This window comes from Salinibacter ruber DSM 13855 (assembly GCF_000013045.1).
GTDB classification, from domain to species: Bacteria; Bacteroidota; Rhodothermia; order Rhodothermales; family Salinibacteraceae; genus Salinibacter; species Salinibacter ruber.
The window spans coordinates 658,340-684,159 of record NC_007677.1; the positions used below are offsets into that span (position 1 = coordinate 658,340).

Consider the following 25,820-nt stretch of genomic DNA (forward strand, 5'->3'; position numbering starts at 1 on the left):
TCGTCTTGTCGAGGGGGCGTACTGAGACGTGCATCCGTCCCTGCGTCAGCCCTGTCGGTTCTGTTTCCGGGCCGCCGCAGGGAGGACTGCCCTGCAGTGTCCCTCGGCCCCCCTGGTGGACGATGCCAATGCCCTCTTGTCCCCAATTTTGCTGGCCGTTCAGGCGTTCCCGCTCACGGCGTCGACGATCGGCCGGTAGCCCCCCAGTCCCGGGTCGTCGCACGCGCCCCGAGATGCGCTCGGCAGCGTGGGGGGCGCAGACACGAAAAAGGCCCCCTGCCTGGGGGCAGGAGGCCTCGATGGGGACAGGGAGTCAGGCAAGAAACGGCCGGGCCGCCGCCTGGCCGAGAGCGGCTAGGCCGTCGTGGAGGCCTGAGACGTAGCGGCGCGGCGCTTCAGGGCCGAGAGCCAGCGCGTGATGTCGATGTCCTTGGGGCAGGCCTCGTTGCAGTTGAAGATGGTGTAGCACTTCCAGAGGCCATCGGGCGAGTCGACCACGTCGAGGCGCTCCTCGGCCCCGTCGTCGCGGCTGTCGAAGGTGTAGCGGTACGCCTTCAGCATGGCCGCGGGCCCGAGATAGTCGGGGTCGGCCCAGGTGGAGGGACAGGCGTGCGTGCAGGCGCCGCACATGATGCACTTCGTGGCGTCCTCGATCATGGCGTGCTCCTCGGGGCTCTGCTCCCGCTCCCGTTCCGGGGCGGGCCCGTCGGTGATGAGCCACGGCTTCACCTCCCGGTACTTCTCGAAGAAGCGGCTCTGGTCGATGATAAGATCCTTCACCACCGGGGCGGAAGGAAGGGGGGCATACGTGATCGTGTCCCCATCCTCGTCTACCAGATCCTGCACCAGCACCGAGCAGGCGAGCTTGTTCTCGCCGTTAATCTGCATGGCGTCGGACCCGCAGATGCCATGCGCGCAGCTCTTGCGGAGCGAGAGGGTGCCGTCGATGTGCCACTTCACGTGGAGCAGGAGCGACAGGGCGCTGTCGAGCGGGTCGGCCGGTACCTCGTACGACTCCCAGTGCGGCTCGTCGTCCTCCTCGGGGTTGTATCGTTTGATTTCAAGATTGAGCTGCATCTCAGCCATAAGTCCAAAAACGCTATGCGTGTGGAGACATCTGGGGAAACAGGGTGCGGGGCCGGATTGACGGGCCCACGGTCGGGTCGAGTGCCCTAGTAGCTGCGCTCCTTCGGCTCGAACCGGGTGATGACGACCTCCTTGTCGTCGAACTCGTAGCTGCCGTTGGCGTCGCTGTGGAAGAGCGTGTGCTTGAGCCAGTCCTCGTCGTTGCGCTCCTCGTAGTCTTCGCGGGAGTGGGCCCCTCGGCTCTCCGTGCGGTGACGGGCCCCGGCGGCGATGGCCTCGGCGTAATCGACCATGAAGCCCACCTCCACCGCGTCCATCAGGTCGGTGTTAAACCGCTTGCTCTTGTCGTCCACGACCACGTTCTTCGCGCGCTTCCGGAGGCCCTGCAGGTCGTCGAGGGCCGTGGAGAGCGTGTCGTCGTTGCGGAAGACGGACACGTTCTCCATCATCGTCTCTTGCAGCTCGCTCCGCACGTTGACGATGGGCTCGCCCTCGTCGCGGGTGTTGGAGAGCAGGTCATCGAGCATGTCGCGCGTGTCCGCCTCCGGCTTCTCGGGCAGTGGGGCGTAGTCCTTGCCCTGGCGCACCTGCTTGGCCATCTCGATGCCGGTGCGGCGGCCCATCACCACGAGCTCCAGGAGGGCGTTGGTGCCGAGGCGGTTGGCGCCGTGGATGCTTACACAGGCGCACTCGCCCACCGCGTAGAGGCCCGGCACGTACTCGCCCCGTTCGCCCACCTCCACGTGGCCGTCCTCGTTGGCCGGAATGCCGCCCATCGCGTAGTGGCAGGTGGGCACCACCGGAATGGGCTCCTCCTTCGGGTCCACGCCCATGTAGGTCCGTGAGAACTCGGTGACCTCCGGCAGCTTGTTGTCGAGGATCGCGTTGTCGAGGTGGGTCAGGTCGAGGTGGACGTAGTTCTCGCCCTGCACGCCCCGGCCCTCTCGGATTTCCTGGTAGATGCACTGGCTCACGAGGTCGCGCGGGGCGAGGTCCTTCACGGTCGGCGCGTAGCGCTCCATGAAGCGCTCCCCCTCGCTGTTGCGCAGGATGCCGCCCTCTCCGCGCGCGCCCTCCGTAATGAGAATCCCGAGGCGGTAGAGGCCGGTCGGGTGGAACTGGACGAACTCCATGTCCTCCAGCGGGATGCCGTTGCGCAGCATGATGCCCATGCCGTCGCCCGTGCCGGCGTGCGCGTTGGAGGTGGTCTCGAAGGCACGGCCGTAGCCGCCGGTCGCGAAGCACACCTGCTTGGCGTGGAAGGTGTGGATTTCGCCGGTGAGGATTTCGTAGGCCACCACGCCGGCGCACTCCCCGTCCTCCGTCATGATGAGGTCCAGCACCTGGAACTCGTCGTAGAACCGGACGCCCTGCTTCGTGCACTGGTCGTAGAGCGTGTGCAGGATCGTGTGGCCGGTGCGGTCGGCGGCGTGGCAGGAGCGCTTGACGGGCGCCTCGCCGAAGTTGCGGGTGTGGCCCCCGAACCGTCGCTGCGAGATCTTGCCCGCTTCGTTGCGGCTGAAGGGCACGCCGTAGTGCTCCAGCTCCACGATCGTGCGGGGCGCGTCCTTGCAGAGCGCCTCGATGGCGTCCTGGTCCCCCACGTAGTCGCTGCCCTTCACCGTGTCGAAGGCGTGCCACAGCCAGTGGTCCTCCTCCTCGTTGCCGAGGGCCGCGGCGATGCCGCCCTGCGCCGCCCCGGTGTGGGAGCGGAGGGGGTGCAGTTTCGAGACCACCCCCACGTCGGCCCCGCCCTCGCGGGCATACAGGGCGGCCATCAGGCCAGACCCGCCCGCTCCAACAACGACGACATCGTGCTCAAAAGTCATGGTGCGTGTTGCGTATTTCGTATTGCGTATCTCGTGCTGCGTATTCCGTATTGCGTGGAGAATCTGACTGGTGCCGATTGCTCCGATACGCAATACGCACTACGCACTAGTTCTCGTCACCACCCGGCCGTAAGCACCGAGTAGGTTCCAATGATGAGCAGCCCGAGGGCCACCGTCCACGACAGCGACTTGGCCACCAGTCGGCCCATGGGGTCGCGGATGTAGTCGGTCATCACGTTGTTCAGGCCGTAGAAGCCGTGGTGGAGGGCCACGACGAGGAACAGGATGTTGAACCCCTTCCACAGCACCGCATAGACCGGGTCGGCTAGCCGCTGCATCACCACCTGGTACGGGGTGGCCTCGGCGTCCGGCCCGAAGCGGGCCTTCACGCCCTCCTTCGCCTCGTCCGGGTAGTCCGGCATCTCGTTCTTCTCCGTCACCACCTCGTGGGTGACCGAGGCGGCCTGGTGGTCGTAGTGCTGCACCCAAAAGTGGGTGATCAGCATGAAGATGAGGAAGGTGCCGGTGATGCGGTGAAGAAACCAGTTCAGCGCGTTGGTCTGAGCCATAGCAACAGGGGGCCTGAGGGTGAGCCGGGGGCGGAAAGGCGGGCCGGGGACGCTACAGGAACAGGGTCGGCATCGAGCCGGGCCCGAGGAGCCACTCGCCGAGCGCGTAGATCGATGGCCAGCCGCCCACGGCGATGATGACGGCCGTCACGGCCCCTAGCGTCCAGAACAGTTTTTTCTGCTTCGGGCTCCACCCCAGGAAGTCGATGAGCACAAGGCGCAGCCCATTCATCGCGTGGTAGGCCACGGCCACCAGGAGGGCAAACTCGCCGACCTTAAAGATGGGACTGTGGTACTTGGCGATGAGCGCGTTGAAGGTCTCCGGGTCCGTCAGTGCGGTGAGGCCCCAAATGTGGACGATGAGGTACACGACCAGTCCCACGCCGGTGAGGCGGTGCATCATCCAGGCAAACATGCCGGTCCGGATGCGATAGGACTGGAACCGACTTTCCTGCTCGGCGGTCGCGTTCGTCTCTTGGGGCGCCGAGGGGCGTTCTTTGGTGTCAACGGCCATGGGCCTGGTAGGGATTGTGACGTGGCAAAACAACCGGGGCAGGCGGAGGCACGCGTCAGATCGTTACTCGCCTCATACAACAATACCCGCGGCAGGGATCAAAATGAAGGGGGAGAGGCAGAGGTTTCGGGAACCGAAGATTTGCCTCGGCCCCCGAATGCCTCCTACCGCTCCGCGATGGGCGCCACGGTCCGGTCGCGGGCCCCCACATACTGGGCGCGCGGTCGGATCAGGCGGTTGTCGGCCCACTGCTCCAGAAGGTGGGCGGTCCAGCCGGCCGTGCGGCTCAACGCAAAGATGGTGGTGAAGAGGTCGGGGTCGAGCCCAAGCTGGTAGTAGGTGGGGCCGCTGAAGAAGTCCACGTTGGGGTCGATGCCCGTCTCCTCCGTCATCGTCTCGTGGATTTTCGTGGTGTACTTGTACCACTTCATGTCGCCGGCCTCTTCGCTGAGCTCTTTCACCATGGTGCGGAGGATGGCGGCGCGAGGGTCCATCGTGTTGTACACGCGGTGGCCGAAGCCCATCACGCGCTCGTCGGCGTCGAGGCGGTCCCGGATGTACGACGTCGGGTCCGCGCCCTTCTCGTCGATGTCGAGGAGCATACGCATCACCTCCTGGTTGGCCCCGCCGTGCAGCCGTCCCTTCAGGGCGCCGACCGACCCGGAGACCGCGGAATACATGTCCGAGAGGGTCGACCCAATGACCCGGCTGGTAAACGTGGAGGCGTTCAGGCCGTGGTCGGCGTGTAGCACGAGGCACACGTCGAAGGTGTCCTCGGCGGCCGCGCCCGGCTTCTCCCCGTTCAGCATGTAGAGAAAATTGTGGGCCATCGAGCCGTGATCCAGCGGGGCGACCGGCTCCTTGTCCTTCCGCAGGCGATCGAACGCCGCGATGATGGTCGGAATCTGGGCGAGGATGCGGTCGGCCTTGCGGTGGTTGGCGGCCTCTTCCATCGTGTCGGCCTCCTCGTCGTAGAGGGCGAGGGCGGACACCGCCGTGCGGAGGACCGCCATGGGGTGGGCGTCTGCGGGCGTCTCGCGCAGAAGATTCAGGATGGGGGCGGGGAGGGCCCGCTCGCTACGCAGGTGGGACGAGAAGTCGTCGAGCTCGGACTGGGTTGGAAGCTCGCCGTGGCGGAGCAGGTACACGACCTCTTCGAACGAGGCGTGGTCGGCGAGGTCGTGGATGTCGTAGCCGCGGTAGATGAGTTGGCCCTTGTCCCCATCGATGGAGGACAGTTCTGATTCGAGGGCAATGACGCCCTCGAGTCCTCGGGCCTTAATGGGAGCCTTGTCGGTTGTCAACTCCGTTACAGATTCTTGGTCAGCCATATCGAAGAACGTGTGTGGTGAAAGCCGAAGTGGAATGGAAACAGCATGGCCGTCACGGCCGAAGGGACATGGACGCAGGCAGGCGGGGCGTTGCGAAAGGCCCGCGTTCAGTGAGTCCGCCCGGGAGCGCTTTTGCAGAAGGCCCCGAGGGCCCGCCCACGCAGGGGTCTTCTCACTGCAGAGCAACATTTGGAGCTGCCCCATTATACAAACGACGGCGCGACGGACTCACGAATTTTGATTTAAGGGAGGGCTCGGGGGGGCGCTGGCCGTCTCACGTCCCCCTGGGGATCATTCAAGCCGGAAAGACAATACTCTTAGGTGACATTCGGCATTCACGGGAAGCGTTCCCGAGGGTGCCAGGGATGCGCTCATGCACGCGAGCAGCCGAAAACACGCAATCGACCACGGCATGGCTCGCGGGGCGAGTCTGGGGACGCAGACGCGCGGGCCGGCCGTTCTGCACAGCAGAGGCACGGCCTGCGCCTCGTCGCGGTCCCCGTTCGGCTTCGTCTACTGACCCGCATCCCACTCCGTTTGGCTGTGTCCGGACACAGGGAGGCAGCCCCGTTCGAACCCATTGCTCACGAGTCAATCCGTGCCCGAGCACTCGGTGCCGGTTCAGGGTCCGTTGGGCGCCGCACGGCGGTGCCTCGCAGCCAGTCGTCACATCACGCCTGGCCGACCCTGGTGGCAGTTCCGCTTGGTCCCTTCGCTGTTGTTCCGTTTGTACTGATGTTGCGAAGCGCCCGTTGGACCCACTCCCGCCCGCCGGCACAGGGGCAGGCACACCCCGACCCCACATATGTCCAAAGAAATTGTCTTCAACGTCGGCAACGAGCAGACGCGCATCGCCATCGTCGAAGATGGCAAGCTCGTCGAGCTCTACATTGAAAACGCCGAGCACAAGCGCACGATTGGCAACCTGTACCTGGGGCAGATCCGAAAGGTGATGCCCAGCATCCAGGCGGCCTTCGTCGACATCGGGCAGGAGCAGGACGCCTTTCTCCACTTCTCGGACCTGTCCGACAACCTGCCGTACCTGCTCGACTTCCTGGGGCTCGAGGCGCCGACGGTGGAGGCGATCGATGTGCCGAAGGGAAAGAAAGACTGGGACAAGCGCCCGTCCGACCTGCTGAACCGCGGGCAGACGATCCTCGTCCAGGTCACCAAGGAGCCCATCTCGAACAAGGGCAGCCGCATCTCCACGGACATCTCGCTCGCGGGGCGCTTCCTGGTGCTGGTGCCCCTGCAGAACTACGTTGCCGTCTCCCGCAAGATTACCGACGACGAGGAGCGCCGCCGCCTCGAGTCCCTGGCCAGCAGCCTCGTCCCCGACGGCGTGGGGGTCATCGTGCGCACCGTGGCCCAGGACCGCGACGCCAAGTCGCTGGACAAGGACATGAAGCTGCTGATGGAGCGGTGGCGCCGCGTGGAGAAGCGCCTCAAGGACAAGCCGAGTCCCCCGGAGCTCGTGCACGAGGATGTGGACATGGCGTCCTCCATCGTGCGGGATGAGTTTTCGGAGGAGTACGACCGCATCCTGGTCGACCACGAGGGGCTGTACAGCAGCATTCAGAGCTACGTGCGGGCCGTGGGGCCGCAGCTGGTCGACCGCGTGGAGCTGCACGAGGGCGACCAGCCGGTCTTCGAGTCGGTGGGGATCCAGCACGGGGCCGACCGCGCGTTCAAGGACCGCGTGGAGCTGCCGTCCGGCGGCTACCTCTTCATCGAGAAGACCGAGGCGATGCACGTGGTCGACGTAAACTCGGGACGCTCCGGGAAGGGCAAATCGCAGGCCGAAAACTCGCTCAACGTCAACCTGGAGGCCGCCCGCGTGATTGCCCGGCAGATTCGACTCCGCGACCTGGGGGGCATCATCGTCGTCGACTTCATCGACCTGCGGGATGAGGACGACAAGAAAAAGGTCTACGACGAGGTCAAGAAGGGCTTCGAGGAAGACCGCGCGGTGACGAAGGTGCTGCCGATGAGCGACTTTGGGCTCGTCGAGATCACCCGCCAGCGGCTCCGCCCCAGCATCACGACGACCTTTTCGTCGGCCAACGGGACCCCGTCCGACGACGGCGACGACGGGGCCGACCCCGAAGAGCTCCGCCAGGCCGAGCGCAAAATTCAGAGCCTGGAGAAGGAGGTGGAGAAGCGCGAGCGCGAGGTGAAGCGCCTGAAGGCGGAGGACGACACCCCGGACGAAGAGGTGACGGCCCTGCGGCAGAAAATTCAGGCGCTCGAAGACAAGCTCGAAGCGGCCCGGGCCCAGCAGACGGCGGAGAACGCGACGCCACGTCCGTCTTCGTCGGATGGATCCGCCGCCTCCGCAGAGGGGGACGCCGCCCCCGACGAACTTGTGGAGGACATCGAGCAGTGGCTCGTGGCGCACAGCGACACCCACCGCGCCGTGACGCTCCGGGTGCATCCGTTCGTCGCGGCGTTCCTGCGGCGCCCCGTGCCCACGTACACGACCCGCTGGTTCATGGAGCACCTGGTGCGCGTCCACGTCGAGGCGGACACCGAGGTGCCGCCGCACACCTTTCAGGTGACGGACGAGTCCGGCGCTCCCCTGCCGGAGTCGCCGTAGCGGGGGCCGGCGACGGGGAAACAACTGGGGGGCAGCCCGGGATGAAATGGGGCGCGTTTTTGTTGGAGTGTGACTGTGCGGTATGGACACCACTACGATCATCGACGAACTGGAAGGGGTTGCGGCCCGGCTGGGGATCGAGGTCCGGGCCGAGGCTGGCAACTTCCGTGGGGGCCGCTGCGTCGTGGCGGGGGAGGAGGTGATTATGCTCAACACGAACGACCTGCCCGAGACGCAGCTGGTGGTGTTGGCCGAGGCGTTGCGGGACGCCCCGCTCGATACCATCTACCTGAAGCCGGCGGTGCGACGGGCCCTCGAAGAGGCCTGGGCGGAGCACATGTCGGCGGAGGCCCCACATGACCACTAGTCCCCACGTGTCCACAGACGTCCCGCCGGCCGACCGCCACGCCCGTACGCCCCCGGTCACCGCCACCTTGTTGGGGACGGGGACCTCCACCGGGGTGCCCGTCATCGGGTGCGACTGCGAGGTGTGCACCTCCGCTGATCCGCGTGACACGCGCACCCGCTGTGCCTGCTACGTGGAGGTGGGCGACATGGGCCTCCTCATCGATACAGGCCCGGACTTTCGGGCGCAGGCCCTCCGCGAAGACATCGACCGCATCGACGCGGTCTGCTACACCCACCACCACTTCGACCACGTCGTGGGGCTCGACGACCTGCGGCCCTACTTCCGGGACAACCGGCGCGTGATGCCGTGCTACGCCCACGCCGAGACCGCCGCGGTGCTCCGGCGCAACTACGACTACGTCTTTGGGGGGGACCCGTATCCCGGCGCCGCGAACGTGGAGCTGGAGGTCGTGGACGGCCCGTTCCGCGTGCCGAGCCGCACCGCCGCCGACACCGCGGTTCCCGTCGACCCCATCTTGCTGATGCACGGCGACGTGCCGGTGTACGGCTACCGCCTCGGCCGCTTCGCGTACCTGACGGACGCGAGTGCCATCCCCGAGGCCAGCTACGAGCAACTGCAGGGCATCGACACGCTCGTCCTCGACGGCCTCCGCCCCCGGCCGCACCCCACCCATTTCTCGTTCGACGAGGCCGTGGCCGCCGCCCGCCGCATCGGAGCACGCGAGACGTACCTCGTCCACATGACCCACGACGTGCGCCACGCCGAGGCGGAGGCCGCCCTCCCCGACGACGTCCACCTCGCCCACGACGGGCTCACGCTGGAGGTGCCGGCGTACGATTCTGCCGGGCAGGACGAGCGGTGAATCTTTCCGCCCGGTCGGCAATTGATGGGAGGGAGTTTTTCTCCGTCACGACCCGTTGCGCCCCGTGCCCCTCCTTGTCCTCAACGGCCCCAACCTGAACCTGCTCGGTGTCCGCGAGCCGGAGACCTACGGCACCACGACGCTCGCCGACATTGAGGCGGATCTCACCGCGGCGTTTCTCAAGGTCACGCTTCGGTTCGCGCAGGAGAACAGCGAAGGCGCGCTCATCGATCACCTGCACGCCGCGCACGAGGATGGCGTCGACGGCGTCGTCTTCAATCCAGGCGGGTACACGCACACGTCCGTCGCCCTGCGGGACGCCGTGGCCGCCATCGATCCGCCCGTGGTGGAGGTGCACCTGTCCAACGTCCACGCCCGCGAGGACTTCCGGCGCACGTCGCGGATCGCCCCGGCCTGCGTGGGGCAGATGAGCGGGTTCGGGGCGGCGGGGTATCGGCTGGCGGTGGAGTACTTCGTGAACCGTGACACGTGAGGCGTGAGGGAGTGCGGGGGACGGACAGGGAGGCCGTTCCGGAGAGACGTGCAGTGTGGGAACGTGGAGAGTTGAGGGTTGAGAGTTGGGAGAGGCTGTTCATTCCCACCGTGGCCCTCTCTCCAATCTCTCCGTTTGCTGTTGCTGTTGCATTTCGGTACTGACTAGATGGCGGGCTACAAGGGTCACATTGCGGGCGCGACGGTCTTTGGGGGCGCGTACCTGGCGGCCCTCGGGTACGCGTTCTCCGTCGACGCGGCCTACCGGCAGTTTACGGCGCTGGAGCAGGTGGGCTACCCGCTCGCGCTCCTGGCGCTGGCGCTCCTGTTTGGCCTCTGGCCGGACGTGGACACCGATTCGAAGGGGCAGGAGATCTTCTACTCGATTTTCTTTGCCGTAGACCTGTTCCTGGTGGTGACGGAGCAGTTCCGGGCCGCGGCCTACCTGGGCCTCGTGGCGGTGCTGCTGGTGCTGAGCACGCACCGGGGCTGGACGCACACCTGGTGGGCGATGGTGCTGGTGCCGTCGCCGTTGCTCATCCTCCCGTACCTCCACGTGCCGGGGCGGCCGCTCGTGGGGCTCCCGTTCTACGGGGCGGCGGTGGTGGGGTATTTGAGCCACCTCGTCGTGGATCGGCTGTGGTAGGTTTCTGGTTATGGGTTGAACGGTGAGGGTTTTGCGTTGAGAGTTGAGGGGGCATCGGGTGGGGTCGTTGGTTGGAGGTTGGGTTATTAGAACAAGTGATGGGTGACGAAGCGGAGACCGTATCGGCGGAGGCAGAGTCCGCGTCGGACGCGGAGGGGGAGAGTGCGGCGGGATCGGTGGCGGGCGGCATTTTCCTGAGCCGGATGTTTGGGCTGCTGCGGGAGCGGGCGGTGGCCTACTTCTTTGGGGTGGGGGCGCACGCGGACGTGCTGCAGGTGGCCTTCAAGTCGCCCAACCTGCTGCAGAACCTGCTGGGAGAGGGCACGATCTCGGCCGCGTTCATCCCCATCTACAGCCGCCTGCTCGACGAAGACCGGCCCGCGGCGGCGGGGCGCTTTGCGGGGGCCATCTTTGGGGTGCTGCTGGCCGCGGCGGGCGGCGTGGCGCTACTCGGGGTCGTCTTTGCGGAGCCGATCGTGACGGTGCTGGCGCCGGGCTTCCTGGACGATGCAGCCCAGGTAGCGGCGGGGGACCTTCCGTTCAACCGATTTGACCTGGCGGTGCGGGCCGTGCGCCTCATCTTTCCGATGGCCGGGGTGCTCGTGCTCTCGGCGTGGGCGTTAGGCGTGCTCAACAGCCACCGCCAGTTCTTTGTCCCTTACGTGGCGCCGACGCTGTGGAACGCGGCCATCATCGCAACCCTCTTCGGCGGCGGGTACGTGCTGGCCGGCACGCCCGGCGCGCCGGACGCCCTGTCGAGCGACGCCCTTACACAGCTGCTTCTGGTTGCCTGCGTGGGGGCCTTCGGCGGCGGGTTGTTTCAGTTTGGGGTGCAGCTGCCGTTCGTGGTGCGGGAGATGGAGGGCTTCTCGTTGTCGCTGTCGACGCGCGTGGAGGGGGTGCGCGAGGCGCTCAGCGCGTTCGGGCCGGTGGTGGCGAGCCGGGGCGTGGCGCAGCTGTCGGCGTACCTCGATCTGTTTCTGGCGTCGTGGCTGGCGGTGGGGGCCCTCAGCGCGCTCCGCTACGCCCAGCTGCTCTACATGCTGCCCATCAGTCTTTTTGGCATGTCGGTGGCCGCTTCGGAGCTGCCGGAGCTGTCGCGCCTGACGCAAGAGAAGGTGGCGGCGTTCTCGGCACGCCTGCGCCGCTCGCTGCGGCAGATTGCGTTCCTCACGGTGCCGACGGTGGTGGGCTACCTTGCCTTCGGCGTGCTGCTGGTGGGGGCGCTCTTCCGGACCGGCCAGTTCCAGGCGGCGAGCACGTGGCTCGTCGCGATCGTGCTCGGCGGGTATAGCCTCGGCATCCTGGCGACGACCTTCTCGCGCCTCCTCCAGAACGCGTTTTACGCGATCGGCGACACCACGACGCCGGCCTGGATTGCCGTCCTGCGCGTCACGGTCTCGACGCTCGTGGCCGTGCCCGCGATGTTCTGGCTCGACACGATTGCGCTCGAACGGGTTGTGGGCCCGCTGTCGGGCGACGCGCTTTTCCTCGGCGCGCTCGGGCTCAGCCTGGGGGCCACGGTCGGGGCGTGGGTGGAGGTCGCGGCGCTGCGGCACTGGCTTCGGGGGCCGCTCCCCGACGCGCGCATTCCGTGGGGCCCCGTCGGGCGCATGGTGGGCCTCGCGCTCGTGTCGCTCGGGCCGGGGGCGGCCGCGTGGGGCCTCCTCCCGAGCTGGCATGTGCTCCTCGTGGCGCCGCTCGTCGTGGCGGCGTACGCGGCCGCCTACCTCGGGGCGGCCTGGGGGCTCGGCGTCGGCGAGATCGAGGCGTGGACGCGGCGGTTCTTTGGGTAGCGGCGTGGAGGGGGCCGATTTAGCAAGAATGGCCGCAGATTTGCGGGGTGTGAACCATGCGCCAGGGGCATCAGTAGCACCCTGCTCGATAGCGCGTAGCGCGATGTTTTCAGCCCATCCCGTCTTCTGTCCGTCCGATGCCTGATTCCGACGAGGTCGACCTCGGCCCCGGCACGCTGCTCATCTCGGCCCCAATGATGCAGGATCCGAACTTCCGCCGGTCCGTGGTGCTGCTCTGCGAGCACAACGACCGGGAGGGCACCTTCGGGCTCATCCTGAACCGCGAGCTCGACGTGAGCCTGGGGGATGTGCTCGACGAGTACGTCACCTACGACCCGCCGCTGTACATGGGGGGCCCGGTGCAGCGCGAAACCCTGCACTACCTCCACACGCGGGAGGACATTCCGGGCGGCGTGGCGCTGCCCGGCGACATGACGTGGGGCGGCGACTTCGAGGCTGTGCAGCAGCTCGCCAAGGGCGGGGACGCCGCGCCCGACAACCTGCGGTTCTTCCTCGGCTACGCGGGGTGGGGCCCCGGTCAGCTCGAAGGCGAGCTCGGGGAGGAGGCCTGGATTCCGGCGCCCGGCGCCGCCGAGTTCGTTTTTGACACCGATCCCGATCAGCTCTGGCGCGCCATTCTGCGGCGCATGGGTGGGGAGTACGCCGTCCTCGCCAACTTTCCCGACGACCCCCGGATGAATTAGGGGTTCTGCGTTGAGCGTTGCGTGTTGAGAGTTTCAGCGGCACGGAGATGGAATGAATGGGCTCTTGACGGAGGGCAGACGCGAGATGGAATCCTTCTTCCTGCAGTGCGTATACTTCATGCGCCTGTTGGGATCACTCCCCCGACTCTTGCCTCCTTCATCCTGAACCCCTAACTCTCAACTTTTAACCCACAACCCCCATGCCTGGCACGCCCGAGAACACAAAGAAAGAGAACGAGCGGGACCTCAATTTCTGGGAGAGCCTCTACCTGCCGGAGCTGTTCAAGGGGCTCGGCTACTCGTTCGACCGGATGGCCAACGAGCCGACCTACACGTTCGAGTACCCGGAAGAGCAGTGGTATCCGCCGGACAGCTACCGCGGGCGGCCGGTGCTCGTGGAGGAGGACGATCGGCCGCGGTGCGTCTCCTGCAACCTGTGCGCCCGGGCCTGCCCGCCGCTCGCCATCTCCATGCAGTCGAAGGAGGTGAACAATGTGAAGGAGCGGGAGCCGGAGTGGTTCGAAATCAACATGCTCCGCTGCATCTACTGTGGCTTCTGCGAGGAGGTGTGCCCGGAGGAGGCGATCGTCATGTCGAAGGAGCACGACCTCACCTTCCAGAGCCGCGACGAGGCGGTCTTCGACCTCGACGACCTGCTGCGGCCGAGCGAGCAGATGCAGGATCGCCTCGAGTACCTGGATCAGTACAAAAACAAGCAGTTCGGGCAGCAGTGGGACTTCAAGAAGGAGAACAACCTCCACAGCGTGAAGGACCAGCACTTCCTGGACTGGCTGGCCGAGGAGGGCATGGACGACCTGGACACCACCCACCAGCGTGAAGATCGCATGGCCACGGAGGGCGATCAGGACTGGGGGGGCGACCGGCAGGGCCCGCCGCAGACCAAGCACGCCGCGGAGTAGTCGGGAGGCGGCTGGCCGCACCGCCATCGCAAAGCCGAAACAGTCGCCACGGTCGGGTGGGAACGGGTGCCCCCGTCTCGGCACGTCCCCTTTCTCCCCAAAACACGTCCACACGCAGATGGAAGAGACCATTGACATTGCCGAGGCGCGGGCCGAGGACCCCGAGGCCCTGCGAGACGCCCTGGTGGACCAGTTCGGGTACCTCGTTGACGAGATTACGGCCCTCCGGACGGTGGTGGACGGCCTGCCCGACGAGATTCTTGGCGGACGCCCCGAGCCCGACGCCCTTACGATGAAAGAGTTGTACGGGGCCATCGCGACGCTCGACGCCGAGGTGCGTCGGACGCGGGTCGACCGGATTGTTGACGAGGAGGAGCCGGACCTGGCGCCGGTCGACGTGGACGCGGAGGTGTACGACGCGGGCTGGAATGATCGGGCCATCGACGACATCCTGCAGGAGGTGAAAGGGGCCCGGCGTGCGCTCACCGAGCGACTGGAGACGCTGCCCCTCGACGCCTGGCACCGCGCCGCCACGCTGGAGGACGAGACGCTTACCCTCTTCGGGCTGGTCCACCGCATGACGAAGAACGACTTCCAGCGGCTCCGCGATCTCGGCTACCGGCTCCACGGGGCCCACCTCTCCGAGGACGATGAGCCCCTGCCGACCTGACGCCCGCGGCGCGCGAACGGGGCGCATCGGAGGGGCACACGAGCGCGTTCATCCGCAATTCGGCATTGACCCACGCCAATGGCAAAAGACACGGGCCCGTCCTACGACGATCTGGCCACGGCCTTCCGGCACCAAAACTTCGAGCCCCTCTACTTTTTCTTTGGAGAGGAGACCTTCCTGATCGACGAGCTGCAGGAGCTGCTCATCGACGAGGCGCTCGACCCGAGCCAGCACGACTTCAACCTCGACGTGGTGTACGGGTCGGAGACGGAGGCTTCAGAGGTGATTGGGCTGTGCCAGGGCTTTCCGGCGGGGGCGCCGAAGCGGGTCGTGGTGGTCCGCGAGTTCGAGAAGCTCGAGAACAACCGTCAGTTCAAGGACTACGCCGCCCAGCCCAATCCGCAGGCCATCGTCCTGCTCGCCTGCACCAGCAAGCCGAACCTGAGCGCCCATCCGTACCGCGCGCTGAAGGAGCACGCCACGTGGTCCGAGTTCGAGTCGCCGTACGACAACGAGATGCCGGGCTGGATTCAGGACTACGTGCAGGGCCAGGGGTACGAGATCAAGCCGAAGGCCGTCCAGATGCTCGCCGATTACGTGGGCACCGACCTGCAGCGGGCGGCGAGCGAGATCGAGAAGCTCATCACGTTTGCCGGCGACGCCACGCGGCTCACGGCCGACGACGTGCTTGCCGCCAGCGGCCAGACGCGCGAGTTCAACGTCTTTGAGCTGCAGAGCGCCCTGGGGGAGGGGCGTCCCGCCGACGCACAGCGTATCGTCGACCGCATTCTGCAGCAGGCGTCCAACCCGCGCAGCGAGGCCATCATGATGGTGGCCGTGCTCAACGGCTATTTCGACAAGCTCTGGAAGTTGCAGAAGCCCGGGGCCCTGCGCGAGAACAAGTACGACCTTGCCGGCTACATCGGGGTCAGCCCCTACTTCGTAGAGGAGTACAAGCACGCCGCCCAGCGCTACGACCGCTCGGCGATTGCCGACGCCTACTCGGCCCTCGTGGCGGCGGACTACGAGCTCAAGGGCGGGGCGTCCCGCGAGGCCTCGCTCGTGATGACGCTCCTGTTGCGGCGGCTGCTTCCGCCGGATGCCCGTCCGGTGGCGGCGTAGGGGGAGAGCGTTCCCGGACGGTGACGCGTCGTCGCCATGGCGCCGTTCAGATCCGTTTGCGCCGGCCAGGCCCGGAATTCACGGAAACAAGGAGTGCGTAGCCCGAATACGTATCGATGACGAGCTGCCCCCAGATCCGCAGCGCGTGTTCGCACCGCATGGGACGATCGTTTCCCCATGTTGTGGGGCCCGAGGGCGGCTCGACGGAGGATCTCGTGCCACGGTTTCCGACGCAAACGTACATCCGGCGAACCACCGTTTATGCAGTTCCCCGAGCGACCCTTTGACGGAGAGGCGTCCGGCGACGGGGTCCCTTCCTACGAGTGGCTCGACGAGTGGCTCTGCGAGTACGTGGACGGGACAATGGACCCTTCGGTCGAGGCCGTCTTTGAGCAGTACGTGGAGGCCAATCCTGAGCTGCGGGCCCACATAGAGCGCCTTCGCCAGACGCGCGAACTGCTTTGCGGGGGCGAGGACACCGGGGCGCCGCCCACGGCCCCGATGGAAGCCGCGCGAGAGGTGGAAGAAGACCTTCTCCGAGACGCCGCTCCAGAACTGCTTGCGTCGGAGGAGACCAGTCGGTCCGTCGTGGCCCTCGGGCTTGCGTCGTCCATTGCGGTGGCCCTCGTCGTGGGATTTCTTGCCGGGTCGATGCTCGTGGAGCCGTCTACGCTCTCGTCCGGACCGGCCACTGCGATTGAGCGACAGGCCGCGCCGTCGGAGGGGCGAGACGAAGCATCGCCGCGCCGGGGCGCAGCCGACCGAGGCCGACCGCCGCGCGCCTCATCGTTTTCGTCGGCCGACCGGCTTCTCACACTTCCGGCAGAGGCCCCGTCACCGAGCACCGACACGGGCCGTGCCGCACCGACGTTTATGACGGCCGGGGAGCGCTGAGGTCAATGGGGAGGACTTTGCTCCATCTTGGCCGAACACGGTCCAGCCACCCCCGTTAATACCCGTCCATTTTGCGCGGGCTCTTAGCTCAGCGGTTTAGAGCGCTCGCCTCACACGCGAGAGGTCCCTGGTTCAAATCCAGGAGGGCCCACCGCTTCCTCTCAAGCCTCCGGATGACCGGGGGCTTGGTGCGTTTTGGAGGGCCCTTGGGACGAAAGGCGTTGGCGACCTGCGGAGCCCGAGACGCGCAGGACACAACGGGGAACGCCACCTCTGCCCCACGTGCCAGGATGCATGCTGCTCTGGCTACGGCCTGTGGGCCATCCGCGACGGTCCGTTTGATACAGCACGCTGCTCCGTGCTTCCCGTCCTCATTCGTCTCGACTTCGTTCTCGCCACGGCGCTCCTGGTCGCCGCGCCGCTGGGGCTCCTGCTCGCGTCGGTGTGGCGGCCCGCGGTGCGGGGACGCCTCCTGGCCTACTGGCGGGCCTCGTCGCTGCTAATGGTGACGGTCTACCTGATGGTAGACGGCCGCCCCGGGGCCTTCGTGGCGGGCAACACGGCCCTCGTCGCGATTCCGCTCGCGCTCCATGCCGGCGACGTGCTCTTCGTGCCCGGGCCTGCGTCGCTGGGGGAGGGGCCCGTGGCGACCTGGTTCCGGCGTTGGCGAGCGGGGGCCACGGCCTTCTGTGGCGCGAGCCTGCTGCTCACGGTGCCCGCGCTCCGGTGCGCCTGGGAGGGGGCCGAGAACCCCGTCTGTGCGGCCTGGCTGGCGCCCCCACGAGAACTTCACCGGGCCCTCCATGCCTCGGTGGACCCGGCGACGCTCGGCGACGCCGCCGTCATCGGCGGGCTGATCTACGGGGCATACCTCGTGGCGTCCGTGATCCGCGTCGGATGGGCGGTCTGGCGGTCGTGAGGCGCCACCCTTCGGGCCCCGCTGTTCTGATCGACCCCGCATCAGATCCCTGACGACCTGCCATGAGCGCACAATATCTCTTTGTCTGTACGGGCAACACGTGCCGGAGTCCCCTGGCCGAAGCCCTCGCGGAGGCGCGGGGCGTGTCGGCCGAGAGTGCAGGGGTGGCCGCGGGCCCGGGCGACGGGGCGGCGCCGAATGCAGATCGAGCCCTGCGCGAGGCGCGAGGGCTGTCGCTACGGGGCCACACGCCCCGCGACGTGTCTGCGGTGGACCTGACGGCGGCCGGGCGGATCGTGGCCATGAGTCCGGCGGTGGCGCGCCGACTCCGAGACGATCACGACTGGGCCCCCGACGCGATGGTCACCTGGGCCGTCCCCGACCCCTACGGCGGGTCGCTCGCCGACTACCGGTGGTGCCTCGAAGAGATCAGCGCGGCCCTGGACGATCTGCTCGCATCGGGGTAGTGGCCCACTCCCGACGCCCCCACTGACGAAGACGGGGCCGCGAAGCGGGCGGGGCCCGTGTGCGTTGCGGGTCGCACGTCGCAAGCCCCTAGTCCCACTGCTCGTAGTGATCGACGATCTCGTTCAGGTTGTCGTGCTCGCCCTCAACAATGCCGACGACGAAGAGTCCCGTTTCGTTTTCGAGCTGGGCAAGCGCTTCGGTGTTGGGGGGGCGCCGGCCCTGGGTCTTGATGAACGTGTCCTGGATGGCCTTCTGGGCCGCCTCGGCGGGGGTGTCGGCAGTCGCGACGCTCGAAAAGGGATCGAAGCCGTCCTTCTCGAAGCCGATGATCGTGTAGGTGGGCATAGGAGCGAAAGAAGAATGAGAGACACAGACTTGAGGTGAGCAGCCGTCGGTCCCCAATGCGTGTGGGTCGTCGCCGTTTCCACCCTCCCACCCACGAGGCGGCCGAGGGAGACGAATCGTTCGGGAAAGGGCCGCAAAAATTGCGTACCGGCACAGAAAAAAGCCCGGACCCCCACCAAGAGACCGGGCTTTGGGAGAAATGTGCCCCAAATGAAATGCATCCGGTAGACACGCGGGCCGTCCGGGACCTAACGTCGTTTCTTATTTCTTAATGGTTATCCGGCACAGCGGATCTGCGGTCAGGGGCCAAGCCACTCGTACAGGAGAATCCCACCGGCGACGGCCACGTTGAGCGACTCGGCGGCGGGACGATCGGGGGCGCCGGGGAGGGACACCGTCAGGTCGAGGCGGTCGAGCACGGCGGCACTGAGGCCGTGGGCCTCGCTGCCCAGCACGAGGGCCGAGGGCCGGTCGGGGCCCCAGGCATCGGCGCGGGTGCCCTGGAGGTCGGCCCCGTAGAGGGCAGCCCCGTGGCGGCGAAGGCGGTCGAGGAAGGGGCCCGGGGCGTCCGTGCGGGCGAGAGGCAGGGCCCAGTGACTGCCGGCACCCGCGCGCATCACCTTGGGGCCGTACAGGCCCGCAGTGCCGGGCCCGGCCACGACGGCCTGGGCCCCGAACCACGCCGCCGTGCGGAGCAGCGTGCCCACATTGCCCGGGTCCTGAATCCCGTCCAGCACGAGAACCGTGCCGGCCTCGCCGATCTGCTCGGGCACCGTTTCGGGATCCCGAAGACGGCGCTCCGCCACGGCCACGACGCCCTGGGGCGTCTCCACGTCGGTGAGGGTCGTCATCGTGTCGGGGTCCGTCTCGTGCACAGAGACCGACAGCTGCTCCAGGAGGGCCTGAACGGTCGGGTCGCCACGCCCCTCCGGGGTCACGACGACCTCCACGAGGGGGGCGTCCGCGTCGAGCGCCGCCCGGAGGGCACGGGGCCCTTCAACGAGCGTCCGGTCGTGTCGCCGGCGGCCCCGGCGGCGGGTGAGGGCGGCGATGGCCTTGCGGCGGCGGTTGGACAGGGGCGTGGGCATGAAAATTGACCGACAAGAGGGAAAGGGAACGGCGAACGACGCGGCGGAGCAACTGAAGGCGCCGCGGATCGTTCGCTTGGAGGGGAACCGTCGGCCGTTCGACTTTTTGGCGGAGAATCCGGATCTTCCTGGTTCCCCGTCCGGCTTCATTCGGGAAGGCAGAAGGGCCTTCCGTTCACCATCATCGCATTTTGGTCCGCAGTCCCATGCCGTTCAACTTTGACGTCTACGAGCGGTCGGCGTATCGTGAGCCGGCCCCGATCGACCACGACAGCCCGTTCCAGTCCATGATGGAGCGGTTCGACGTGGCCGCCGAAATTCTCGAACTGAGCCCTGGCTTCTACGAGTATCTTTGCCGCCCGGCACGGATGCACGTGACGTCGATCCCGGTGGAGATGGACTCGGGCCGCGTGAAGATCTTCGAGGGCTACCGGGTCATCCACAACAACGTCCTGGGGCCCAGCAAGGGCGGCATTCGCTTCGCGCCGGACGTGACGCTCAACGAGGTGAAGGCGCTGGCCGGTTGGATGACGTGGAAGTGCTCGCTGGTGGACCTGCCCTTCGGCGGCGCGAAGGGAGGGGTCGCGTGCAATCCGGAGGAGATGAGCCCGGGCGAGCTGGAGCGGCTCACGCGCCGCTACACCGCCGACCTGTTCGACGTGTTCGGCCCGGACAAGGACATCCCGGCCCCCGACATGAACACGAACGAGCAGATCATGGCCTGGGTGCTAGACACGTACTCGATGCACGCCCGTCAGACCGAAAATGCCGTCGTGACGGGCAAGCCCGTTGGCCTCGGGGGGTCGAAGGGGCGTCGGCAGGCCACCGGCCGGGGCGTGATGACCGTGACGCTCGCCGCGATGGAGCAGATCGGGCTTGCGCCGGGCGACTGCACCGTAGCCGTACAGGGCTTCGGCAACGTCGGGGCCACGGCCGCCGACCTGCTGGGCGAGCAGGGGTGTACCGTGGTGGCCGTCAGCGACATCACGGGGGGGTACTACAACGAGAACGGCCTCGACCTGAAGGCGATGAAGGCCTACACCCAGCAGAATGGGGGGACCCTGGCGGGCTACGAGGAGGCACAGCACATCACTAACGAAGAGCTCCTGACGCTCGACGTGGACGTGCTCGTGCCGGCGGCCAAGGAGGATCAGATTAACCGCGAGATCGCCGAGGACCTGCGGGCCCGGATCGTGGCGGAGGGGGCGAACGGACCCACCCATCCGGCGGCCGACGAGGTGCTGGCGGAGAAGGAGGTGCTCGTCATCCCGGACATTCTCGCGAATGCGGGGGGCGTGACGGCGTCGTACTTCGAATGGGTCCAGAACCGACAGGGCTTCTTCTGGACCGAGGAGGAAGTAAACCGCCGCCTCGACCGCATGATGGGGGAGGCGTTCGACAAGGTCTACACGGCGGCGGACAAGTACGACGTCTCCCTCCGCATCGCGGCGTACGTGGTGGGAATCCGTCGGGTGGCCGAGGCGCTCCGGATGCGCGGAATCTACGCGTGAACGACGACCCGACCAATCCCGGATATGCAGTTCTCTGGTCTCGATTGATGGATGTGACGAGGATGGACGGAATGTCAGTGTCGGGTAGCGGCGGGGGGGGCTGGGACGGAGGCACTAAAAATGGGGGCCGGTGTGCCGTCGGAAGTGCCTTCGGGCTGCTGATTGGGCTTCTCGTGTCCTGTGCCAATCCGCAGGCCCCGAGCGGCGGCCCGAGGGACAGCACGCCCCCCTCGGTCGTCCAGACACGCCCCGTACAGGACACCGTCGACGTGTCTACGGACGTGGGCGCGCTGCGTGTCGAGTTTTCGGAGTACGTGGAGCGGAGCACCCTCTCCCAGGCCCTGTCCATTACCCCGACTTTCGAGCAGCGGCCCCAGTTCAGCTGGGACGGACGGGCGGTCGAGATTCAGTTTCCGTCCGCGCTTCGCGACAGCACGACTTACATCTTCACATTCGGCACGACCCTGAGCGACGCCCGGGGCGTCTCGCTCGAAACCCCGATCACGGTGGCGTTTTCGACGGGGGAGCGCATCAATCGGGGCCAAATTGAAGGCCGCGTCGTGAACGGCCCCTCGGGCACCACCCAGCAGGGCGTGGATGTGTTTGCCTACGCCCTCCCGCCCGGGGCGTCGGCCGTCCGGCCGCTGCCCGACGCGCCCAGCTATCGCACACAGACCGGCGAGGGGGGGCGCTTTTCGTTCGACTACATGCGGGAAGGGCCCTACTACGTTCTTGCCCTCCGCGACAACAACCGCAATCGTCAGCCCGATCCCCAAGAGCCGGTGGCCGTGCCGCCCCGGCTGTCGATCCGGGCCGACAGTGGGGCCGCGGCGGTGCCGGTGCCCTGGCTCCTGGCGCGGCGCGACACGACCGCCCCGCAGCTCCAGCAGGTGCGGCCGGTGAGTCGGCAGCGCCTGCGCCTGCGCTTCGACGAGCCGGTGCGGCTCGGGACGCGATCCCCGACGGCATGGGCCCCGCGCGACTCGGCCACCGGCACCCCGGTGGCCGTGCGGGGGGTGTACAACGCCCCCGATCGCCCGAACGCGATCGTGGTGCGCACGGCGCCGATGCCCGATGCGCGCCACGCCCTGCCGCTGCGACGTGGCGCGGTGGTCGATACCTTGGGGCAGCCGCTCAGGCCGGACACGGCCCGGTTCCGGGCGGCCGCGCGGGCTGACACCCTGCGCACGCGGTTCCGAGGATTCGTGCCGACCGGCCTGGGGCAAGACTCGACGGGGGCGCGTCCCCTCCTGCCGGGCGTGCAGCCGGGCGTCCGATTTAATCAGGCCCCGGACAGCGCGGCACTGCGGGAGGGCGTGGACGTCCGGGACACCACCGGCGCCCCCCAGTCTGTCTCGTTCGCAACCGACGACGGCACCACCTACCGACTTCGGCCCGACCCGCCCCTTTCGCCGGGGAAGGTCGTCGACGTGCGGGTGGCGGGGGACGTATTTGCCCAGCCGGACACGACCGTTCGTCGTCGCTTCCGGCGCGTTACCGGCCGGGTGCTCGGCGCGCTTGCGGGTCGGGCCCGCGTCATCGACACGACGCGCGCGGCGGAGGAGGGGGGAGAAGCGGACGCGGACGCCCCCGCGGCCCGCCCGTCGCCCATTCGTGCCGACTCGGCTCGGGCCGACTCCCTCGCCGCCCCCGAAGACTCGTTGGGGACCCAGCGGGACGCGACGCCTCCGGACTCGCTGCTGGACGGCGGCCCGGTTGCGGTCGACCTGACGGCGGTCGAGTCCTCCATTCCGGTGGCCCCCCGCCGACTGACCACGCCGCCCGACAGTCTGTTTGAGTTCGCGGAGCTGCCGGAGGGCCGGTATCGGTTCCGGGCGTACCTGGACCGCAACGAGAACGGGCGGTGGGACGGCGGCCAAATCCAGCCCTACGTGCCGGCGGAACCGGTGACGTGGCTCCGGGAGCCGCTGGAGGCGCGCCCCCGGTGGACGACAGAGCTGCCGGTCCCGCTGCGGATCCCGGTTCTCGTGCCGGAGCCGGCCCGGCCCGACGCGTCGCCGCCCGACACATCCGGATCCGCTGGGCGGGGCCGCTGAGACGACTTCCGCGCGATTGGTTGAACTGCAACACACTGCTCGAAATGATGGCTTCTTCCGACGCTGAAGCACTGTGCCCCCCCGTCCTTACGGCGGGTGCCATGCAGGCGGCCGACCGCTACACGATTGAGGAGTACGGCCTGCCCAGCTTTACGCTCATGGAGACGGCCGGTCGGGGCTGTGCCGCGCGCATCCAGGACGCCTACGGGCCCCTGGAGGACGAGGCCGTGGTGGTGCTCTGCGGCAAGGGCAACAACGGCGGGGACGGGCTCGTCGTGGCGCGGCACCTCGTGACCGACGGGGCGCGGGTACACGTCGTCCTGGCGAGCGCCCCCGACGAGCTGAGCGACGACGCGGCCCACAATCTGTCGCTGCTGCGGCAACTCCAGGCGGACGGGGCGGTCGGGGAGCGACTGACCATCGGGGAGCTGGAGGACGTGGAGACACTGACGGCCGCGGTGGCGCCGCTTCGGCCTCGCCTCTACGTCGACGCGCTCCTGGGGACGGGGCTCACGAGCGACGTGCGGGAGCCCATCCGCAGCCTCGTGACGTGGGTGAATGGGCGGACGGCGCCGACGGTGGCCCTCGACGTGCCCACCGGCCTCCACAGCGACACCGGGGCGGTTCTTGGCGTCGCCGTCCGGGCCGACCGCACGGCGACGATGGCCGCGCCGAAGGTGGGCCTGCGGGTCGGCGAGGGGCCCACGCGGGCCGGAACCGTCGAGGTCGTCGATATTGGCATGCCTCCGTTCGTGCTCGACCGTGCCGCGGAGAAGCCGGGCTGCGTGCGCGAGACGACCGACGCGGCGGTGCGGGCGTGGTGGCCGGCACGAGACCCCGACGCTTACAAATACAGTGTCGGGACGGCTCTGATCGTCGGGGGGGCGCCTCCGTTTGCGGGGGCGCCGGTCATGGCGGCAAAGGCGGCGGGGCGCAGCGGCGCCGGGTACGTGCGGTGTGCGGGGCCGGAGACCATCCACGCGACGCTCGCCGGGGCCCTCACGACGATTCCCACCCTTCCACTCCCGACCGGGGACGACGACGGCATTGCCCCAGACGCGGCCCTCGATGCGCTGGCCGAGGCCGCAGACACTGCGGACGCTATTCTCGTGGGGCCGGGCCTCGGGCGCGCCCCGGGAACGGCACAGTTCGTGCGACGACTGGTGCGGACGGTCGATACGCCCCTTGTGCTCGACGCCGACGGCCTCAACGCACTGGCCGGTCACATCGATGAGTTGGCCGACCAGCGACAGGCGCCGTGGGTCTTGACGCCGCACGCCGGGGAGTTCCGGCGGCTTGCGGGGGAGGAGGGGGCCCTCACCGACCGGGTGCGCGCCGCACAAACCTACGCGGAGCGGTGGGACGCCGTGTGTCTGCTGAAAGGCATGCCGAGCGTCGTTGCCGGGCCGACCGGTCGGACCGTCCTCGGAAGCATTGCCACGCCGGCCCTGGCGACGGCGGGCACGGGCGACGTGCTGGCCGGCCAGTGCGTGGGGCTCATGGCCCAGGGGCTGTCGCCGCTCAATGCTGCCGCGGCGGCCCTGCACGTGGGCGGGGCCGCGGCCGAGCGGTACGGCGCCACCCACGACCCCCGGTCGATGGTGGCGACCGACCTGCTCGACATGATACCCCGTGTGGCCGCCGAACGGTTCGGAGAGGGGCGTCGGCAGAGGTAAATCTCGCGCCTTCCCTGAAATTTCTGTTTCTCCCTGATACGCCTCCGCCCGATGCGCATTCTGTCGTCCCTCCGCACCGTTCACTACCGCCTTCTTGCGACGCTCTGGACGGTCGGCATTCTCGTTGCGTTGACCCTCCCCACCGGAAGCATGCCGGACGCCCAGGCCACTGGTCTCGACAAGGTCGTGCACGCGGGGCTCTTCGCCGGATTCGGAATTCTCTGGCTGCGCGGCCTGTGCCCGCCGGACACCGAGAGGCTCTCGGCGTGCTTTCGTCGGCGCGGCGGAATGTTTTTCGTCGGGGGGCTGCTGTTTGCGGTGGGAACGGAGGTGTACCAGCACCTGCTGCCCGTCCAGCGGATGGCGGATCCCTACGACGTCACGGCGGACCTCCTCGGGTTCGGCGTTGCATTTGTAGGATACTACGTCTACCATGTGCGTCGGACGGATCGGGCATCGGCCTAGGCCGTGGCGCTACACTGGAGGGCAGGCGGGCCGACGGGGCCCCTCGGCGAGCCCGATCCGCGTGACGGGGGCGCCCCAAAGATGAAACATCGAGAAAGGGCCGGTGTATTCATTTTCGTCTCGCGTATTGCTCAGCATCCGGCCGTGTGTCCGCGCGGCGGTACTCGCATCGTCTCACAACAAGGTGACCCACCATGGCCTTGCGCAAGGAAGAAGGGGCGGATCTACGCAAACAGTACCCGCTGTACGTAGAGATCGGCCTGGTTCTCTCGCTTACGCTCCTCATCGTGGCCTTCCGGGCCGACTTCTCGAACGAAAGCTCGTTCCAGGTCCAGATGGAGGAGCAGGAGACCGTGGACATGAAGCAGATCCAGCAGACCCAGCAGGAGAAGGAGCCGCCGCCGCCCCCGAAGCCCCCGGTGCCCCAGGAGGTGCCGAACAACGAAGTTATCGAGAATGAGACCGACTTCGACGCCTCGCTCGACATGGACGAGCGGCTGGACACCAGTCAAGGGCCGCCCGACGACGGGGAAGAGGAGGAGGAAGAGGAGCAGGAAATCTTTATGGTCGTCGAGAACCAACCCGAGTTGGTCGGCGGCATGAGGGCGCTCCAGCAGTCGGTCGAGTACCCCGAATTTGCGAAGAAGGCCGGCATCGAGGGGCGCGTGATCGTTCAGTTCGTCGTGGACGAGCAGGGCAACGTGAAGAACCCAAAGGTGACACGGGGCGTCCACAAGCTTCTGAATGAGGAAGCCGTCAAGGCGGTGAAGGAGCAGAGCTTCAAGCCCGGGAAGCAGCGGGGACAGGCCGTAAAGGTCCAGATGTCCCTTCCCGTGACGTTCCGGCTTCAGTAACGCGGCCTCCGATTCTCGTCTGGTCCGTTTCAGCGC

Annotated in this window: 25 protein-coding genes and 1 tRNA gene; 19 read left to right on the forward strand and 7 right to left on the reverse strand. The window is 67.6% G+C overall.

Going from position 1 to position 25,820, the window contains the following annotated elements:
* Window positions 1-354: 354 nt before the first annotated feature.
* The 5 genes from SRU_RS02565 to SRU_RS02585 form a co-directional block, all read right to left on the reverse strand.
* Window positions 355-1,086, reverse strand: coding sequence for a succinate dehydrogenase iron-sulfur subunit (locus SRU_RS02565; protein ID WP_011403262.1), 732 nt, complete (start codon window positions 1,084-1,086; stop codon window positions 355-357).
* A gap of 86 nt (window positions 1,087-1,172) precedes the next feature.
* The gene (gene sdhA, locus SRU_RS02570) at window positions 1,173-2,915 is read right to left on the reverse strand and encodes a succinate dehydrogenase flavoprotein subunit (protein WP_162713347.1); all 1,743 of its coding nucleotides are present in this window, start codon (window positions 2,913-2,915) and stop codon (window positions 1,173-1,175) included.
* 116 nt (window positions 2,916-3,031) lie between these two features.
* Complete coding sequence (locus tag SRU_RS02575; protein ID WP_011403264.1) at window positions 3,032-3,484, reverse strand: succinate dehydrogenase hydrophobic membrane anchor subunit; 453 nt, start codon at window positions 3,482-3,484, stop codon at window positions 3,032-3,034.
* A 52-nt stretch (window positions 3,485-3,536) separates the two neighbouring features.
* Window positions 3,537-3,998, reverse strand: a complete 462-nt coding sequence (sdhC, locus tag SRU_RS02580; protein WP_013061017.1) for a succinate dehydrogenase, cytochrome b556 subunit — start codon at window positions 3,996-3,998, stop codon at window positions 3,537-3,539.
* 164 nt (window positions 3,999-4,162) lie between these two features.
* Entirely contained in the window at window positions 4,163-5,518 is a 1,356-nt protein-coding gene (locus SRU_RS02585; protein WP_011403266.1) for a citrate synthase, read from the reverse strand.
* A gap of 616 nt (window positions 5,519-6,134) precedes the next feature.
* Here SRU_RS02585 and SRU_RS02590 point away from each other — a divergent pair.
* The 14 genes from SRU_RS02590 (at window position 6,135) to SRU_RS02655 (ending at window position 17,787) form a co-directional block, all read left to right on the forward strand.
* Window positions 6,135-7,925 carry an Rne/Rng family ribonuclease gene (locus tag SRU_RS02590; protein ID WP_011403267.1) on the forward strand — a complete coding sequence of 597 codons (1,791 nt, stop codon included), beginning with the start codon at window positions 6,135-6,137 and terminating at the stop codon, window positions 7,923-7,925.
* A gap of 82 nt (window positions 7,926-8,007) precedes the next feature.
* On the forward strand, window positions 8,008-8,292 hold the full coding sequence (locus tag SRU_RS02595; protein WP_011403268.1) for a hypothetical protein: 285 nt from the start codon (window positions 8,008-8,010) through the stop codon (window positions 8,290-8,292).
* Between the two features lie 7 nt (window positions 8,293-8,299).
* On the forward strand, window positions 8,300-9,157 hold the full coding sequence (locus tag SRU_RS02600; RefSeq protein ID WP_112903041.1) for an MBL fold metallo-hydrolase: 858 nt from the start codon (window positions 8,300-8,302) through the stop codon (window positions 9,155-9,157).
* A gap of 64 nt (window positions 9,158-9,221) precedes the next feature.
* Window positions 9,222-9,650 carry a type II 3-dehydroquinate dehydratase gene (aroQ, locus tag SRU_RS02605; RefSeq protein WP_011403270.1) on the forward strand — a complete coding sequence of 143 codons (429 nt, stop codon included), beginning with the start codon at window positions 9,222-9,224 and terminating at the stop codon, window positions 9,648-9,650.
* Window positions 9,651-9,818: 168 nt separating this feature from the next.
* Entirely contained in the window at window positions 9,819-10,295 is a 477-nt protein-coding gene (locus SRU_RS02610; protein WP_011403271.1) for a metal-dependent hydrolase, read from the forward strand.
* 98 nt (window positions 10,296-10,393) lie between these two features.
* Window positions 10,394-12,091: a murein biosynthesis integral membrane protein MurJ gene (murJ, locus tag SRU_RS02615; RefSeq protein ID WP_011403272.1), complete on the forward strand. Its 1,698-nt coding sequence runs from the start codon at window positions 10,394-10,396 to the stop codon at window positions 12,089-12,091.
* Between the two features lie 137 nt (window positions 12,092-12,228).
* Window positions 12,229-12,795 (forward strand): YqgE/AlgH family protein, encoded by a 567-nt coding sequence (locus SRU_RS02620; protein WP_011403273.1) that lies wholly within the window; start codon window positions 12,229-12,231, stop codon window positions 12,793-12,795.
* Between the two features lie 200 nt (window positions 12,796-12,995).
* Window positions 12,996-13,715 (forward strand): NuoI/complex I 23 kDa subunit family protein, encoded by a 720-nt coding sequence (locus SRU_RS02625; protein ID WP_103015646.1) that lies wholly within the window; start codon window positions 12,996-12,998, stop codon window positions 13,713-13,715.
* 118 nt (window positions 13,716-13,833) lie between these two features.
* Window positions 13,834-14,385 (forward strand): DinB family protein, encoded by a 552-nt coding sequence (locus SRU_RS02630; protein ID WP_103015645.1) that lies wholly within the window; start codon window positions 13,834-13,836, stop codon window positions 14,383-14,385.
* Window positions 14,386-14,463: 78 nt separating this feature from the next.
* A complete protein-coding gene (gene holA, locus SRU_RS02635; RefSeq protein ID WP_011403276.1) occupies window positions 14,464-15,507 on the forward strand; it encodes a DNA polymerase III subunit delta in 1,044 nt (347 codons plus the stop codon).
* A gap of 261 nt (window positions 15,508-15,768) precedes the next feature.
* Window positions 15,769-16,401, forward strand: coding sequence for an anti-sigma factor (locus SRU_RS02640; RefSeq protein ID WP_112903043.1), 633 nt, complete (start codon window positions 15,769-15,771; stop codon window positions 16,399-16,401).
* A 77-nt stretch (window positions 16,402-16,478) separates the two neighbouring features.
* A tRNA-Val gene (locus SRU_RS02645) sits at window positions 16,479-16,552 on the forward strand.
* A 207-nt stretch (window positions 16,553-16,759) separates the two neighbouring features.
* Entirely contained in the window at window positions 16,760-17,320 is a 561-nt protein-coding gene (locus SRU_RS02650; RefSeq protein ID WP_011403278.1) for a DUF3177 family protein, read from the forward strand.
* A gap of 62 nt (window positions 17,321-17,382) precedes the next feature.
* On the forward strand, window positions 17,383-17,787 hold the full coding sequence (locus SRU_RS02655; protein ID WP_011403279.1) for a low molecular weight phosphatase family protein: 405 nt from the start codon (window positions 17,383-17,385) through the stop codon (window positions 17,785-17,787).
* 88 nt (window positions 17,788-17,875) lie between these two features.
* Here SRU_RS02655 and SRU_RS15400 read toward each other — a convergent pair whose 3' ends face one another.
* Both SRU_RS15400 and SRU_RS02665 read right to left on the reverse strand, forming a co-directional pair.
* The gene (locus tag SRU_RS15400) at window positions 17,876-18,133 is read right to left on the reverse strand and encodes a hypothetical protein (RefSeq protein WP_237701863.1); all 258 of its coding nucleotides are present in this window, start codon (window positions 18,131-18,133) and stop codon (window positions 17,876-17,878) included.
* 299 nt (window positions 18,134-18,432) lie between these two features.
* Entirely contained in the window at window positions 18,433-19,221 is a 789-nt protein-coding gene (locus SRU_RS02665) for a TrmH family RNA methyltransferase (protein WP_013061029.1), read from the reverse strand.
* A gap of 206 nt (window positions 19,222-19,427) precedes the next feature.
* On the opposite strand from SRU_RS02665, the gene SRU_RS02670 reads away from it, so the two are divergent.
* The 5 genes from SRU_RS02670 (at window position 19,428) to SRU_RS02690 (ending at window position 25,784) form a co-directional block, all read left to right on the forward strand.
* Complete coding sequence (locus SRU_RS02670; protein ID WP_011403282.1) at window positions 19,428-20,732, forward strand: Glu/Leu/Phe/Val family dehydrogenase; 1,305 nt, start codon at window positions 19,428-19,430, stop codon at window positions 20,730-20,732.
* 71 nt (window positions 20,733-20,803) lie between these two features.
* Window positions 20,804-22,789: an Ig-like domain-containing protein gene (locus tag SRU_RS02675; protein WP_237701864.1), complete on the forward strand. Its 1,986-nt coding sequence runs from the start codon at window positions 20,804-20,806 to the stop codon at window positions 22,787-22,789.
* Between the two features lie 47 nt (window positions 22,790-22,836).
* Window positions 22,837-24,465: an NAD(P)H-hydrate dehydratase gene (locus tag SRU_RS02680; protein ID WP_011403284.1), complete on the forward strand. Its 1,629-nt coding sequence runs from the start codon at window positions 22,837-22,839 to the stop codon at window positions 24,463-24,465.
* 51 nt (window positions 24,466-24,516) lie between these two features.
* Complete coding sequence (locus SRU_RS02685) at window positions 24,517-24,930, forward strand: hypothetical protein (RefSeq protein ID WP_011403285.1); 414 nt, start codon at window positions 24,517-24,519, stop codon at window positions 24,928-24,930.
* A gap of 194 nt (window positions 24,931-25,124) precedes the next feature.
* Window positions 25,125-25,784, forward strand: a complete 660-nt coding sequence (locus SRU_RS02690) for an energy transducer TonB (protein ID WP_103015638.1) — start codon at window positions 25,125-25,127, stop codon at window positions 25,782-25,784.
* Window positions 25,785-25,820 lie beyond the last annotated feature (36 nt).